Here is a 13,541-nt window from a genome sequence, read left to right as displayed (position 1 = left end):
GGAACCTTGTGGAGAACCACCATGCGTTCCATTTTTGAAAGCATCTCATCCCTCGTAGTGAACCGGCCTAAACTGGTTCTTGGAGCACTTTGTCTCATTTTTATTGCCTCGATTGTGGGAATGTCGATGCTTAAGATGCAAACCGGAAATGAAACATACCTTGACAAGAATACCCCGAAAGGTATTGCATTCTCTCATTATGAGGATACTTTCAGTCAGGATACTCTCGTCATTCTTATTGAGAGTAATGATCCATTAAACCCTGATGTTATCGCATACCTGGATAAAATTACTCCGGGACTGAAGAATTTACAGTATATTAACTCGGTTTCAAGTATAGCAGACCTTGTAAAACAGGCAAATAACGGGAATATACCAAGGTCTTCAGGAGAAATTAAAAATATTAAAGAGAGTATTTCCTCGGAAGTTTTAAACCATTACATTCCTTCCAATCTGCTGACTATGATGATGGTCAAACTTGATGTGGGAATGACCGATCAGAAACAGAAGAGTGTCATGAATAATGTCAGGTCATTTCTGAACAGTTCACATCCTCCACCGGGTGTTACGGTAACATTAACCGGTAATCCGGTATTCCAGCAGGAGATGGGGCAGGAACTGAGTAAATCCATGGGAACCCTGATTATGGGTGCCATGGTCCTGATGGTTATAGTGCTCGGTCTTCTATTTGCCTACGTCAGTCACCGGTTCATTCCGGTTTTAATTGTTGCAATCGGATTAATCCTTACCTTTGGTATCATGGGACTATGCGGTGTACATCTTAACACTGCAGTTATTGCCGCATTCCCGGTCCTTATAGGGCTTGGTATTGATTATGCGATACAATTCCATGCCCGGTTGGAAGAGGAGGCACGAAAAGGATCATTAATTGATGCGGTCAGAATTACTATTACCAGAACCGGTCCGGCAGTTCTTTTTGCAATGATTGCAACGACGATGGGTTTTATTGCAATGTTCATCTCTCCGGTGCCCATGATCCGTTCATTTGGTCTGGTCGCAATCATCGGGGTTGCCGTCTGTTATATGACGTCGCTCATAGGCATTCCACTTATCGCGATATTAATCAAATATAAACCGAAAGGAATATCTGGAGAGGAGAAGCCGACAAAAGCAGATTTGGTTCTTTCAAAGATTGCAGTCACCATTGCGAAAAATCCGCTTCCTATCCTTATGGTTGCCATTCTCTTTGCGTTTATCGGGCTTCAGGTTGATCCATCAATTCCCATCTCCACAAGCGAACGGACCTTTGTTCCGTCTGATATGCCGGCGAAGATCTCTCTTGATAAAGTCAGCAGAACTATCGGTTCGACTACACCGGTTCCCATCCTTGTTACTGGTAATAATGTCCTCTCTCCTGATGTACTTACATGGATAGAGACCTTCCAAAAGAACGAACTCAGTTTGTATATGGAGATTACCGGGTCCACCAGTATTGTAGATTATATCAAAATTTACAACAATGGGACCGTGCCGCAAACGCAGTTTGAAATTGATGAAGTAATATCCAAAATACCAGAGGGAGTCAGGAACGAGTTTTTAAATGGCAGAACAGAGACAATTATTGAATTTTCTACAAAGCGTCTTGAGATGCCTCAGCAGGATGAACTCAAGACACAGATGACGAATGATCTGGTTCTTCTCACTCCGCCACCCGGTATTAGTGCTTCAATCACCGGAAGTTTTGATCTCTTTACGACTTTGATATCAGATATTTCTGAAAGTAAGGAGCAGATGACATTACTGGGCTTTATTCTGATAGTGGCGTTCCTTGCACTTATTTATCGGAAGATTCATGCCGTTACTCCTATCGTTCCCATCGTCTGTATTGTCGGGTGGAATGCTGTAGCCATGCTCATCCTAAACATCGATTATACACCGATGACTGCTTGTCTTGGTTCTATGACCATAGGGGTTGCAGCAGAATACACGATTCTTATTATGGAACGATATCTTGAAGAACGAGAGACAGCAGCAAGCACTATTGATGCAATTCGTGAGAGTGTTCGAAAGATTGGGTCCGCTATTATGGTATCCGGATTTGCAACATTCTTTGGATTTTCTGCACTCATGCTCTCGAACTTTAATATGATAAGTAATTTTGGTCTGACAACCGTTATTGCCGTGTTATTCTCACTGATTGGAGCGGTTGCGATAATGCCGGCTGTGCTGTCTGTTCTTGATGAACTTATCAAGGATGTCCATACTATTGAGGATAAAGTTCTTCATCATCCTCATAAAGAATAACCCAATTTTTCTGATACTCTCATTACCTGTTAAAACTAACATGATAGTATGGATCAGGTGCGGAAAGATCGCTACCTTGATAAACTAAATTGGATTTATGATCGATCCAGACTTATCGGTATCTGGCAGGAAGATCTTTCCGATTTTCAAACACTACAGGATATCAAAACGGTTTTAGCTATTTTTAAAGCATTTCAGGAGATAACAGAAGCTTTTATGGATTGTATTGCCATGTATCTGAGGGATAATAACATCCCTCCCAGAGATGATTATACGAATATTGATCGTGTCGATTTATTTTCGAACGAACAAAAACAACTACTCAGAGAGATGAATGGTCTTCGAAACCGTATCATTCACCGATATAATGGGACCGATGATACTCTGGCACTGACAGGAATATGTCAATCTTTATCAGATATGATCTCATTAACCAAGACGCTCCAGGTATGGATAGACAACAGTTAATTTCATCAATACTTGGAGATTTATCATTTATTCCTCAAAGTATACCTGGAGTTTTTTTATACGGTTCATATGCTACAGACTCTGCTGATGCGAGAAGTGATATTGACATTTGTATCGTATCTGGTAAGGAGTTTGAGCCCCAGGATCTCCAATCACTGGCTTGGAGAAATATCAAATCAGAAAAATATGACATCCGAATTTTTGAACTACTTCCATTATTCATTCAAATTAGGGTTTTAACACAAGGGATTCTCATATATTCACCAGATAAGGCGGCTTTATGTGAATATCTCTATGGTTATAGAAAATTATGGGATGACCAGAAATGGTATCAATCACCAATTCCTGGTGCATAAAAGAGTACCAATAATTATTCCAGTTTCCGTTTTATCTCGGTCCATAAACTCACGAGTGAGAGACTTATCAGATTCAGTGTGGTTGCACTATACCATAAAATAGCCTCATTCTTATTCAGATAGACTATCCACCCGGACCATAAGGCAAGGCAAATGATTGAAAAGGTGATCAAAGTATCTATTGCGAGGAAAAGAGTTGAAGCATTCAGATATCTTCCTATCTGAGCCAGAGTACAGAATTCAATCTTTCCCGCACTGCCAATTATATCAAATCCGGCTCTGGTAAGATTCATGAGAAGATCAGCCCCAGCCCAGATCATGAGAACCCATCCGGCATAGATAAAATAAGGCTGACTATGAATCTCTGCTGCCCGAATAAACTGGATTCCAAAGAGAATTTTGAACAAGCAGAACGGAACCCCAATCGTAAGTGACAGAAACACCGGCCGGGTAAAAAATGAGCTATTTGCATTTGTTCTACTCACTTTTTCTGAACTCTCACCCATGGCAGACTCCATGCACTTATGGATATATCCTGCTCATGTTATAAGAAATAATGAGGGGATTACTCCCCTGATTCATCATACAACCGGGTAAAGTACCGGGATTCAAAGATGGTGAGTAATGGCCAGAGGAATAATGCGATGATTATGCCAATAAATGGAGCTTCCATTACCAGATTGATGAGCATCCCCAGGATGAAGGAGATCACATAGATGATGATAAGAGCGATGATGTATGTTCCCCATCCGATCTTTCCGATTGTCTTTAAAATCTCACGGAAATTGAAGACCTCAAAAAAACGGTTCATTCGTGCCATTCTAATGATTCCAATGGTAAATATCAGGGTAACGATGATCCCAAGGATGATGGCAACGATTACTCCTCCAATGACCGGCATCAAGAAGGGGAGAAAAGCTTCGTAATTTAATTCAGCCGATTCAGAAGTTATCTGGCTGATGAATTCCTTAATTACAGGGATAAACGTAATAAGAAGGACGATTATCACAGGAATTGAGTATATGAGTCCTGCAACCAGGTACTTGATTCCGTCGATAAACCGTCTTACCCAGTCATTGCATTCCGGAGGAACAGTACTCCCACGGAATATATCCATGATGTATCCACCAAGAAGTGGGAATATGATCGTCCAGATAACTAAAAGAATCCATCGCTTCCAATTTCCCCATACTGTGTCATGGGTAAATTGTGCAGCATCCATGAGGGCATTTTATTAATCCATGATCTATCAGGAGAAGGTTAGAATAGGTCGCATATAAGGATATCCTACACGATTCTCATAAAAATAATGGTATTCTCATCGTATTGTACAGGAAACCATTAATAGGATTGTGTACAAGTATTATTCACTATCTTGTAATACAAGATACATAAAAACAAAAGGAACCTGTCAATTTAGAGATGAAAAAACAAATATCGACATTAATCATTCGAAACCTGATCGGGGGAGGGAATGAACGCGCAATTTAAGAAAGGTGTTCTGGATATGTGTGTCATGGCATTACTCGGACTTCGTGACCGGTACGGATATGAATTGGTTCATGAAATTTCAGAGCGGTTTGAGATATCTGAAGGGAGTATCTACCCACTCCTTCGTCGTCTCTTAACCGAAGGATATGTCACCACATATCTCCAGGAATCAGATGAAGGACCTGCACGAAAATACTACTCACTTACAACGCAGGGTATCATTGCCCGTGATGAATTAATCAGGGAATGGAGAGAATTTTCGGCTGCGGTAAGCGATCTCATCGGAGAAATGACCAATGCAGAAGGATGAATATCTGAAAAAATTAGGCCTGGCACTTTCAGGAATTTCAGAAACTGAACGGCAGGATATCCTCGCCGATTATGCCGAACACTTTGAAATGGGTGCTTTGGATGGCAGAACTGAAGAAGAAATCGCAGAATCATTAGGAGATCCCAAAACTATCGGCAAAGAATATACTGCCCTATCATTCGTGAAAAGAGCAGAACATTCCCCATCGGTCGGAGGTATTGGAAGAGCAATTCTGGCAACAATTGGTCTAGGTCTCTTCAATCTTATCGTCGTATTAATTCCGTTCATCTGTATCATCACCATTCTTGCCGTTTTATTGGTAGTCGGATTTTCTCTCTGCTGTGCAGGACCGATTCTCACCGGGGGAGCAGTGCTTGAGATGCTCGGAATTGTTTCGGGAGTCATTTTCTTCTCAGCCCCCGCAGGGATATTTCTCGGAATTGGGCTTACTTGTCTTGGATTATTGATCGTTATTGGAGAATTCTGGCTTGCCCGGATTTTGTATCGTATCGGGATAAGATATCTGAAATGGAATATTGCCATTATCCACGGGAGTGAGAGCATATGATAGCATTCCATCTTCCAAATCTGCGACAGGTTTTCGGGTGGCTCTTCATCATCATGATTCTGAGTTTTGGAATCGGCGGTGTCCTTTTGATCCTGGAAACCGATTCACCAAATTCGCTCCGTGAAGGGTATTCTGAATTCAATTTCCCCTCTAAGGACATTGAGAAAGCGAGAGTCAATCTGGCCGTAGATACCGGATCTATACACATTTCCGACCAATCGATGGAATATCTTCTTTCAGGAGATGTTCATGTTGAGGCAAAGCATTATCTTCCCCGTCTCACTCATTCGGTTACCAATAAGACGATGAATATTGCAATTGACCGACCACGTGACATATTCCATGATATCATCGGCGGAGAGGAGAGATGGGATGTCAAAATCCATAACCAGACTCCAATAAGTCTTCTCCTCTCTGTCGGGACAGGGGATATTTACATACAACCAGGTAATGCGCAGATTTCAGAGCTGTCTCTTGAATCGGGAGCAGGTTCACTCTATTTGGATATTCATGAATGGAAGGGGGATTCCCTTCCCATCAGGATTGAGAATGGGGCTGGCGATATTACCATCCTGTTTCCAGAAAGATCCCGGGTAAATGTAGCTCTTGACAGGGCGATCGGGAATATATTCCTGACCGGGTTTACCGGAGATGACACTGGATATTATCATGAGACAAGAGATCCTGATGCCCCAGTCATTCATGTCACGATCTCGCAGGGAATTGGAGATATCACTTTACGGACGGTGGAGTGAATGACTATTATCCCTGTGATGAGAGTATATCAGAATAGGGTGCAGTAACTATGGAATAGATAGATGAATGAATAGTATACATCATACAAAGATTATTATGAAGACGAGCAAAAACCACACAAGAACAAAAGTACACAGATATGCGAAAACAGGAACGTTTATTCTTCTCGCTCTTGTCTGCATGCTCCCCCTGGTATCTGCCGCACCTCAGATATCAGTTATTGTTGCTGATTACAAAGTATCTCCGGCAGTTCTTCTACCAGGGGAAGAGGGTACTCTGACGGTCACTCTAAAGAGCGTTGCAACGGGTACAACTACCAGTTCAGTATCATATGGACAGGATATAAGTCAGACAACATCCAGTATCACGCCATATATTGACAGTGTGGTCCTGAAATCCAAAGACTTTGACATATTGGGAGGAGACTCAAAGTTTGAAGGAAATATCGGCCCTGACCAGCCGGTTCCCGTTACATTCCTGATTCGTGCACCACAACGAAGCGGGATGTATTTCCCGGAAGTCTGGATTCGGGTACGTGATGGTCAAAGTCTGAAATATCCGGTTCCGGTCAATGTCAACACCCAGTTATCAGTTTTGAAAACCCCATCTCTTGCACTTGAAAACACATTTCCGATACCGGTGAAACCTGGAACAAAAGTTGAGGGCACCATCAGAATTTCAAATGAAGGTTCAACGCAGGCAGATAATATCCGTGTTTTTGTGAATGGCAGTCCGCCCATGGCAATCCCGGCAGGAATCAGTTCATTCATGATTGATAGACTTGCATCAGGCATGTCAAAAGAAAAGAACCTCTCTCTTCTCATTGACAAGAACACTCCGACAGGAATCATCGAGGTACCGGTCCGAATGACCTATGCTCTGCTTGATGGTACTATTATTGAAGATACCGGATCTATAGGGCTTGATGTCAGAGGGGAATCTGAGATCAGTATCACCTCTGTTGAGACAACGCCATCCAGAGTAAACCCTGGTGAACCATTTAATCTCATCATCAGGGTTCAGAATACCGGAACTGGTGAGGCGAAATCAGTCAGTGCAACGATTGATCTCCCTATCCAGGGAGCAAAAGAGGCTTTTATCGGACGTATTAAATCAGGAAATGATGCTCCTGCCACATTTGTTCTTGAAGGAACTGAAGCGGGAGAGTACACCTATCACACAACCATTACCTATACTGATGACTGGGGCACCCATACCCTCGATAAGGATCTCATCCTTACCATTGCATCCGGTGGCGATTCATCCGGAATGATTATCCTGATCCTGCTTATTGTCATTGCCTGTGCAGGGGGATTTTTGTACATGAGGCATAAAAACGAGGATGACTGATGCTTCTCGACCTCAGGGTTTCATTTTTTTTAGCACTCCGGGGAATTCTCAGAGGGAGCAGGGGGAGCCTGTATCTGACGGTACTGATCATCGCCATGGTCTTTACCAATATGATCTTCATGCCCTCTATTATCCTTGGGTTTATCAAGGTCGCTGAAGACCAGATCATCACCTATCAGACCGGGAATATTCTCATCTCTCCTCATGAGGATGAACTCTATATTGAGGATGTCTTTTCACTACTGGAGAAGATAAACAGAATTCCCGGAGTTCTCAGGGCATCCGCCCATTATGGGACCGGAGTGACGCTCAGGTACAAAGGGAACAGCCTGGGATCGACAGTTGTTGCGATAAAACCGGATGATGAACGCCTCGTGACCGACGTATACCGGAAGATGGCGGATGGAGATTATCTGGCAGATGGAGAGAATGACGAGATAATCATCGGTATACAGACCTCCGGTCATAAGGATGAAAGTCTTGACATGGGACCCACTCTTGGATATCTGAAAGCAGGTGACCCGGTCACTGTTGAGTATACCAATGGGGTAAGCAAGGTGTATCATGTCAAGGGTATCATAGAGACTGGTTCATATTATGCAGACCAGGGAGCCTATATCACCTGGGATGAATTGGAATCGGTTTTTGGGAGAAAAGTTGATTATGCGACCGATGTCATAATTAAAACCGACCCTGACTCCTATGAACCGGATGTGAAAACACAGATATACAGGTTTGGGATCAGGGAGAAAGTCCAGACCTGGCAGGATATTCTTGAAGAGGCGATGGGACGTGCGGTTCAGAACTTTGCTATGCTCAACTCAATTACCATTGTTGTATCGTTGATTATTGCCATTGTGGTGCTTTTCATCGTTATTATGATAAAGACATTGAACAGCAGAAGGCAGATAGGTGTCTTAAAAGCGCTTGGAGTTGAGAAGAGTATCATTATTCATAATTATGTCTTCCAGGTTCTGATTCTGACTACGCTTGGGATTATTGTCGGGACGACACTCGTGGAGTCCATGGTTGCAATATTGACGGTGTACCCATTTCAGTTCCCTGATGGTGAGGTGACACCCGTGGTTGCCACATCAGATCTTATCAATAATACAATTATGTTGTATATTGCGTCATTTATAGCCGGCTACATTCCTGCCTGGCGGGTCGCATCTGAAGATATTCTTACCGCAATGAGGAGCTGACAATGATTATCGCAGAGAACCTGACCAGAGTGTATGATATGGGAAAAGTGACGGTTCATGCACTCCGGGGAGTATCCCTTACCATACAGAAGGGTGAATTTGTCGGTATCATGGGTGCAAGCGGATCTGGAAAGTCCACCTTACTCCATCTGCTCGGTCTTTTGGACAGACCAACAGAAGGGAAGATACTTCTTGGCGGTATTGATGTCAGGACCTTAGACGAACGACAAAGAACGCGGTTCAGGCTGAAGAGACTGGGTTATGTGTTTCAGGATTATGCTCTCGTGCCTGAATTAACCGTCGAAGAGAACGTTTATCTGACATCAATGATCCGGGGAACTTCAAAGGAAGAGTACCAGGCACAGACATTACAGATTCTTGACCGGATTGGTCTATCAGATCGGCTGACTCATAAGCATAATGAGCTCTCAGGAGGACAGCAGCAACGAGTGGCCATTGCACGGGCGATGGTGAATAAACCGGAGATCCTCTTTGCAGATGAACCATGTGCAAATCTTGATTCAGAGAGTTCAAGAAACGTGCTTGATCTCTTTAAACAGATTAACAAGGAGATGGCCCAGACGATTGTGATGGTCTCCCATGAGGACTGGCATATGGAGTATTTTGACCGGGTGATAATCCTTCGTGACGGAAAAATTGTATCCGATGGTCCTCCACCGGAAGAGATTTTGGAAAAAGCGTGTAAATATAAGTGATTACAAGAATTTATCAATAATTCCAGTGATCATTCCCATCTCCTCATTGCCAACCCCCAACGCTGGAAGAACTGTTTTAATAAGAGACCCGAAGGCCCTTTTCCCTTCCGGGGTTCCTACCATCTTCTTGATGGTGTTTATTCCATCAGGAGATGAGATAAAGTCCATAATCATCTTCTGGCCTTCTGGAGAGGAAAGAAATTGTTTGGCCATATTTTCCATTCCGAGCATAAGGTGATAATTGATCTATCTGGTATTAATATATTGTGATTAATCCGATCAGGATTTTTTTTATATCTCATATACCTTACGGGCTAAATTTTTCAAGAGATAAGAGAATCATACCATCCGTGACTGATAACAATATATATGTCCCTTTGCCATTATTCTTTCAGGAGAACGATGACGATCACAGAACCCATATCTAAAGTAAATCTGGAGCGGATCACCAATGGGATTTTTGCATTTACTATGACCCTGCTCGCCAGGGATATTGTAACTCCAGATCAATATGCAAAAGCGTCTACAATTACTGTAGATCAGTTTTTTTCAAACACGATATCATCAATGTTAGACTTTTTTGGAGTTTTTGTCATTCTTGCGATGTTCTGGATGCTCTTCTTTCAGATGTTTCATCGGATGAAGACATACGATTATCATTTTCTTCATGTGCATATGCTGGCTCTGATGGCAATTGTGGTCATCCCATTCTCTTCAGCATTTAGTAATCTGGGCCTTGAGAAGTACACCTTTGCAGATTATTTCTTTCAGATAAATTATTTTATTCTCGGCATTATTCTTCTCTATCTCTGGCATTATGCTAGTTCTTCCCCTCATCTTCGTGAACCATTACTGACTGATGAAGATGCTCATTTTCTCTTCATGAAATGTCTGATTCCTCCAGTTGTTGCTTTTATCGGTATTCTCTGGGTCTATGCAGATCTAGAAAACATCGAGATTCTCTATTATGTTCCTTTTGTGGTATTAGGGGTTTTTTTTAGAACTCCGCCGTTTGAGAAGAAGATGAGGTAATTTTTTCTCAAATAACAACACTTATACCACGAGACTACTAATGACCTCATCTATGAAATATTTTTTCAGGATGCCTGCAGTCTCCTTCTCCTGATGACTCTTGAGTACATCAGGTTTTCGAGACGTTGCGGGGATAGATAATAATGCCACAATTACAGCATTTGAGGAACAGGGGTTCGAAGTACAGGAAGGGTTCTTGGCCACTACAAACCCCATCGGTCTGTTTGAAGCGGGCATTACTCCTTCTTGTTACGGGAACAATCCAACCAATCCTTATATGCAATTTAAGGTTCCAAAAGCACCTGGTCAGACGGTAAATAACACCATCTCCGATGCACCGATCAATCCGCAGGATGCATGATTGTGGCTTGATTACCGGATGAGGCCTGATAAAGCCATCGTCTATGTTGGGATCACACCGCCGGAATGTGAATATTTCAGCTATATTGAATATATTGCCTTACGATATTCAGAAGAACTGAGCACGTATCACCGGATATTTACAAGTCTTGGAGATTCTATCAGTTTATCCAGGTTACAGAGTGAACCGGCATACAAAACCAATGTCTTCTCCGAACCGATTATCATTATCTTCACCGCTGACAAGGTTGCAGATCAAAATGCACGAGAGGCCCTCATGAATGCCGGATATCCGGAGGAGATTATGCACACGCTGGTCATTCCAAAGGACCTTGTTTGCATGGGACTTGTTGCTGAATCAGACACGTTTTCAACACTGAGCCGGATTGCGTTATTCAAAGATCAGTCTGAAGGGGAAAATTTCATCAACAGTACTCCTGGTATCGTCTACCGTCTGACTCCGACTATTGAAGGAGAACCGGATTATTATATTCCTGATTCAGCTATATTCCTCATAGATTCGATGTTAAAAATATATGACAACCTCCAGGTTGAGATTAAAAGGATCGAGGAAAGAATCAAATTTTACCTCAAGGATAAAGAGAATGAATTACGAATTTTGATGTCAGTTCCAGAGATTGGAATAGTAATTGGATCTAATTTGTTGGCAGAAATAGGTGATATCCATGATTTTCCAACCGCAGATAAATTAGCCAAATGGGCAGGACTTACCCCATCTGTTTACCAGTCTACAAATACCAATTACACTGGATCATCACGAAACATGGTTCCAATTATCTTCGATGGGCTCTTATTGAAGCTGCACACTCTGCGATTAGAAGACCAGGGAAATTGAATGACTATTTCAACGGTCTCTTACCCCGAAAGGGTTACAAAAAAGCAATTGTTGCTGTTGCTCGTAAGATTTTACGGATTGTTTGGTATCTTCTCATCAATAATGAAATATTTGAAGATGGAATTCCTAGAGTGAAAACTGTTAAGATTCCCAATTTTCCAGAAAAAATTGAGAGAGTTGGATTCACAAAGATTATTCAGCTTTTGTCCAGGGGAGCTGAGATAATTGTTCAAGAGGAAGGTAAGGAGATTATGCGAATTAATAGTTCATGTCAACCTACTTGATCCCGATTTTCATGGGAAATATTCGATTTCTCATGTCATTTTTTATTAATCCTTCTGTTTTTCCGGAATCACTCCGCTGACCCCTCCCCTTTGATCTGCCATATCCCCGAAATACCGGGGGATGACATGAATATGCAGGTGCATTAGCGTCTGACTTGCCGGTTTACCTTCGTTTATCCCGATATTATACCCGTCCGGAGAATATTTCCGGTTCGGGAGTGCAGAAGATACAGGTTACAGGGTCCATGCAGGATATCCTCTGGTATCAATGAGATATTTGCTTTTCTCAATAAGTCCGGAGAATGCAACATCGTTCCAGTTCCCGGTTCTGTAATCCCGTATTCCGGTGAGGGATGAACCAAACGGAATATTTTCTCTATTCACTCTTCTTTTACTCATAAGGAGCCAAAACTATGCTTTGTGTTATGAATCATTTTATTCCTGTGGAAGTCACATATCTGGGGATTAAGAATCCATAGTTTTGGTTCTATTGAAAAGTTGATGAAGTCAGAAGGAAGATGAAATAATAATGAGTGAAGCAGTGGAGATCCCGGACCCCGTGATGCATCTGATTGAACATTTAAAAAATAGGCCTGATGAAAAACCTATCGAGGTGATCACGAGGGTTCTGGAATTTTATAGCGATGATTATATCGATGAAGAGACAGAAATAGCCATAAAAGAAGGCATAGAAGAATATAAAGAGGGTAAATCAACTTCTCATGAGGATCTTGGGAAGGAATTAGGATTTATCTAATGTATACTCTCCATTATTCAAATCATGCCAAACGGGCACTAAAAAATCTTGATCACCAAGTTGGTAAACGGATATACCAGATCCTTGAATCAATAAAGGAGAATCCCCGAGCCCATATTGAGGAGATGAAACGTCCGAAAGGTGCTGAAATACTATATAAGTACAGAATCGGAGAGTATCGGGTAATAATGTCTCTTTATGATAATGAACTGGTTGTTCTGGTCATCGATATAGGACCGAGAAGAATTATTTATAAAAAATATGGTGGAAAGGGATAATTTCGATCTTGGGATATTGTGATGCATCTGATTGAACATATAAAAAACCGCCCTGATGTGAAATCTATCGAAAGATCACGAGGTCCCATAATTCATATTATTATTGTATATGAACCGTATGCTCAGGTATCGGATAGTGAATACCGGAGGAGAGTATGAAATGTGCAATTTGTAAACATGGAATTTGTAAACATGGAATTTGTAAACATGGAATTTGTGAACCAGGCAATATTGCTGTCACATTAGAACGAGAATCTACCACCGTGGTAATCAAACAGATCACAGCCATAGTGTGTAATACCTCTGGCGAAGAATATCTGAATGAAGAGATTACTGATACGTTCCTGTCTATTGCTGAATATGATGTCAAGGTTGGTATTTTGGAAGATATCAGGGGATGTCGGATTGCCTGTGCTTCCATATAATTCAGAATCTTTTAAGTTTAAGATGGACATGACCTGACAGACATATAATGGTCTTCGCTAAATT

Annotated in this window: 19 protein-coding genes and 1 pseudogene; 15 read left to right on the top strand and 5 right to left on the bottom strand. The window is 41.9% G+C overall.

What is annotated here, in order from left to right:
• Positions 1–21: 21 nt before the first annotated feature.
• From MHUN_RS04020 to MHUN_RS04010, 3 genes are read left to right on the top strand one after another with little or no spacing between them, the layout of a single operon-like run.
• Positions 22–2,265, top strand: a complete 2,244-nt coding sequence (locus MHUN_RS04020) for an efflux RND transporter permease subunit (RefSeq protein ID WP_011447799.1) — start codon at positions 22–24, stop codon at positions 2,263–2,265.
• Between the two features lie 48 nt (positions 2,266–2,313).
• Complete coding sequence (locus MHUN_RS04015; RefSeq protein ID WP_011447798.1) at positions 2,314–2,733, top strand: DUF86 domain-containing protein; 420 nt, start codon at positions 2,314–2,316, stop codon at positions 2,731–2,733.
• Entirely contained in the window at positions 2,715–3,089 is a 375-nt protein-coding gene (locus MHUN_RS04010; protein WP_011447797.1) for a nucleotidyltransferase domain-containing protein, read from the top strand. The genes MHUN_RS04015 and MHUN_RS04010 overlap by 19 nt, the downstream gene beginning before the upstream one ends.
• A gap of 14 nt (positions 3,090–3,103) precedes the next feature.
• Here the strand turns inward: MHUN_RS04010 and MHUN_RS04005 are convergent, their stop codons facing one another.
• Together MHUN_RS04005 and MHUN_RS04000 are read right to left on the bottom strand one after the other, a co-directional pair.
• Positions 3,104–3,607 (bottom strand): hypothetical protein, encoded by a 504-nt coding sequence (locus tag MHUN_RS04005; protein WP_143709347.1) that lies wholly within the window; start codon positions 3,605–3,607, stop codon positions 3,104–3,106.
• Between the two features lie 47 nt (positions 3,608–3,654).
• Positions 3,655–4,311, bottom strand: coding sequence for a DUF4013 domain-containing protein (locus MHUN_RS04000; RefSeq protein WP_011447795.1), 657 nt, complete (start codon positions 4,309–4,311; stop codon positions 3,655–3,657).
• A gap of 252 nt (positions 4,312–4,563) precedes the next feature.
• On the opposite strand from MHUN_RS04000, the gene MHUN_RS03995 reads away from it, so the two are divergent.
• The 6 genes from MHUN_RS03995 to MHUN_RS03970 all read left to right on the top strand — a co-directional run bounded on the left by MHUN_RS03995 (position 4,564) and on the right by MHUN_RS03970 (position 9,485).
• Positions 4,564–4,890 (top strand): PadR family transcriptional regulator, encoded by a 327-nt coding sequence (locus MHUN_RS03995; RefSeq protein ID WP_011447794.1) that lies wholly within the window; start codon positions 4,564–4,566, stop codon positions 4,888–4,890.
• Complete coding sequence (locus MHUN_RS03990; RefSeq protein ID WP_011447793.1) at positions 4,877–5,458, top strand: DUF1700 domain-containing protein; 582 nt, start codon at positions 4,877–4,879, stop codon at positions 5,456–5,458. The genes MHUN_RS03995 and MHUN_RS03990 overlap by 14 nt, the downstream gene beginning before the upstream one ends.
• Positions 5,455–6,213, top strand: a complete 759-nt coding sequence (locus tag MHUN_RS03985) for a toast rack family protein (RefSeq protein ID WP_011447792.1) — start codon at positions 5,455–5,457, stop codon at positions 6,211–6,213. The genes MHUN_RS03990 and MHUN_RS03985 overlap by 4 nt, the downstream gene beginning before the upstream one ends.
• A gap of 97 nt (positions 6,214–6,310) precedes the next feature.
• Positions 6,311–7,564 carry a COG1361 S-layer family protein gene (locus MHUN_RS03980; RefSeq protein ID WP_143709346.1) on the top strand — a complete coding sequence of 418 codons (1,254 nt, stop codon included), beginning with the start codon at positions 6,311–6,313 and terminating at the stop codon, positions 7,562–7,564.
• Positions 7,564–8,769: an ABC transporter permease gene (locus MHUN_RS03975; protein WP_011447790.1), complete on the top strand. Its 1,206-nt coding sequence runs from the start codon at positions 7,564–7,566 to the stop codon at positions 8,767–8,769. Before MHUN_RS03980 ends, MHUN_RS03975 begins: the two co-directional genes overlap by 1 nt.
• Before the next feature lie 2 nt (positions 8,770–8,771).
• Positions 8,772–9,485, top strand: coding sequence for an ABC transporter ATP-binding protein (locus MHUN_RS03970; protein WP_011447789.1), 714 nt, complete (start codon positions 8,772–8,774; stop codon positions 9,483–9,485).
• Here MHUN_RS03970 and MHUN_RS03965 read toward each other — a convergent pair whose 3' ends face one another.
• The gene (locus MHUN_RS03965) at positions 9,486–9,716 is read right to left on the bottom strand and encodes a hypothetical protein (RefSeq protein WP_011447788.1); all 231 of its coding nucleotides are present in this window, start codon (positions 9,714–9,716) and stop codon (positions 9,486–9,488) included. It lies immediately after the preceding gene.
• A 171-nt stretch (positions 9,717–9,887) separates the two neighbouring features.
• Between MHUN_RS03965 and MHUN_RS03960 the strand changes: the two genes are divergently transcribed.
• The 3 genes from MHUN_RS03960 to MHUN_RS17205 all read left to right on the top strand — a co-directional run bounded on the left by MHUN_RS03960 (position 9,888) and on the right by MHUN_RS17205 (position 11,733).
• A complete protein-coding gene (locus MHUN_RS03960) occupies positions 9,888–10,517 on the top strand; it encodes a TMEM175 family protein (RefSeq protein ID WP_011447787.1) in 630 nt (209 codons plus the stop codon).
• Positions 10,518–10,713: 196 nt separating this feature from the next.
• The gene (locus tag MHUN_RS18925; protein WP_158498153.1) at positions 10,714–10,878 is read left to right on the top strand and encodes a hypothetical protein; all 165 of its coding nucleotides are present in this window, start codon (positions 10,714–10,716) and stop codon (positions 10,876–10,878) included.
• A complete protein-coding gene (locus tag MHUN_RS17205) occupies positions 10,879–11,733 on the top strand; it encodes an IS110 family transposase (protein ID WP_011447786.1) in 855 nt (284 codons plus the stop codon). It begins immediately after the preceding gene.
• A gap of 329 nt (positions 11,734–12,062) precedes the next feature.
• Here the strand turns inward: MHUN_RS17205 and MHUN_RS18140 are convergent.
• Both MHUN_RS18140 and MHUN_RS18920 read right to left on the bottom strand, forming a co-directional pair.
• Positions 12,063–12,212 (bottom strand): annotated as a pseudogene (locus MHUN_RS18140) (HIT family protein); the annotation flags it as partial.
• A 39-nt stretch (positions 12,213–12,251) separates the two neighbouring features.
• On the bottom strand, positions 12,252–12,401 hold the full coding sequence (locus MHUN_RS18920; RefSeq protein WP_158498152.1) for a hypothetical protein: 150 nt from the start codon (positions 12,399–12,401) through the stop codon (positions 12,252–12,254).
• Between the two features lie 145 nt (positions 12,402–12,546).
• Here MHUN_RS18920 and MHUN_RS03940 point away from each other — a divergent pair, with 145 nt between their 5' ends.
• From MHUN_RS03940 to MHUN_RS03930, 3 genes are all read left to right on the top strand, one after another.
• Positions 12,547–12,774 carry a hypothetical protein gene (locus MHUN_RS03940; RefSeq protein WP_011447784.1) on the top strand — a complete coding sequence of 76 codons (228 nt, stop codon included), beginning with the start codon at positions 12,547–12,549 and terminating at the stop codon, positions 12,772–12,774.
• Complete coding sequence (locus tag MHUN_RS03935) at positions 12,774–13,052, top strand: type II toxin-antitoxin system RelE family toxin (RefSeq protein WP_011447783.1); 279 nt, start codon at positions 12,774–12,776, stop codon at positions 13,050–13,052. Before MHUN_RS03940 ends, MHUN_RS03935 begins: the two co-directional genes overlap by 1 nt.
• 155 nt (positions 13,053–13,207) lie before the next feature.
• Positions 13,208–13,477, top strand: a complete 270-nt coding sequence (locus MHUN_RS03930) for a type II toxin-antitoxin system MqsA family antitoxin (protein ID WP_011447782.1) — start codon at positions 13,208–13,210, stop codon at positions 13,475–13,477.
• Positions 13,478–13,541 lie beyond the last annotated feature (64 nt).

It is taken from the genome of Methanospirillum hungatei JF-1, from assembly GCF_000013445.1.
Taxonomy (GTDB): domain Archaea; phylum Halobacteriota; class Methanomicrobia; order Methanomicrobiales; family Methanospirillaceae; genus Methanospirillum; species Methanospirillum hungatei.
Note: the sequence above shows the minus strand (reverse complement) of the source record. Positions and strands in the feature narration are given on the sequence as shown.

Coding starts and splice junctions, on each gene's coding strand:
- MHUN_RS04020 (WP_011447799.1), top strand. CDS start 22: ATGCGTTCCATTTTTGAAAGCATCTCATCCCTCGTAGTGAACCGGCCT.
- MHUN_RS04015 (WP_011447798.1), top strand. CDS start 2,314: ATGGATCAGGTGCGGAAAGATCGCTACCTTGATAAACTAAATTGGATT.
- MHUN_RS03985 (WP_011447792.1), top strand. CDS start 5,455: ATGATAGCATTCCATCTTCCAAATCTGCGACAGGTTTTCGGGTGGCTC.
- MHUN_RS04005 (WP_143709347.1), bottom strand. CDS start 3,607: ATGGAGTCTGCCATGGGTGAGAGTTCAGAAAAAGTGAGTAGAACAAAT.
- MHUN_RS03990 (WP_011447793.1), top strand. CDS start 4,877: ATGCAGAAGGATGAATATCTGAAAAAATTAGGCCTGGCACTTTCAGGA.
- MHUN_RS03940 (WP_011447784.1), top strand. CDS start 12,547: ATGAGTGAAGCAGTGGAGATCCCGGACCCCGTGATGCATCTGATTGAA.
- MHUN_RS04000 (WP_011447795.1), bottom strand. CDS start 4,311: ATGGATGCTGCACAATTTACCCATGACACAGTATGGGGAAATTGGAAG.
- MHUN_RS03975 (WP_011447790.1), top strand. CDS start 7,564: ATGCTTCTCGACCTCAGGGTTTCATTTTTTTTAGCACTCCGGGGAATT.
- MHUN_RS04010 (WP_011447797.1), top strand. CDS start 2,715: ATGGATAGACAACAGTTAATTTCATCAATACTTGGAGATTTATCATTT.
- MHUN_RS03960 (WP_011447787.1), top strand. CDS start 9,888: ATGACGATCACAGAACCCATATCTAAAGTAAATCTGGAGCGGATCACC.
- MHUN_RS03995 (WP_011447794.1), top strand. CDS start 4,564: ATGAACGCGCAATTTAAGAAAGGTGTTCTGGATATGTGTGTCATGGCA.
- MHUN_RS03980 (WP_143709346.1), top strand. CDS start 6,311: ATGAAGACGAGCAAAAACCACACAAGAACAAAAGTACACAGATATGCG.
- MHUN_RS03930 (WP_011447782.1), top strand. CDS start 13,208: ATGAAATGTGCAATTTGTAAACATGGAATTTGTAAACATGGAATTTGT.
- MHUN_RS03965 (WP_011447788.1), bottom strand. CDS start 9,716: ATGCTCGGAATGGAAAATATGGCCAAACAATTTCTTTCCTCTCCAGAA.
- MHUN_RS03935 (WP_011447783.1), top strand. CDS start 12,774: ATGTATACTCTCCATTATTCAAATCATGCCAAACGGGCACTAAAAAAT.
- MHUN_RS03970 (WP_011447789.1), top strand. CDS start 8,772: ATGATTATCGCAGAGAACCTGACCAGAGTGTATGATATGGGAAAAGTG.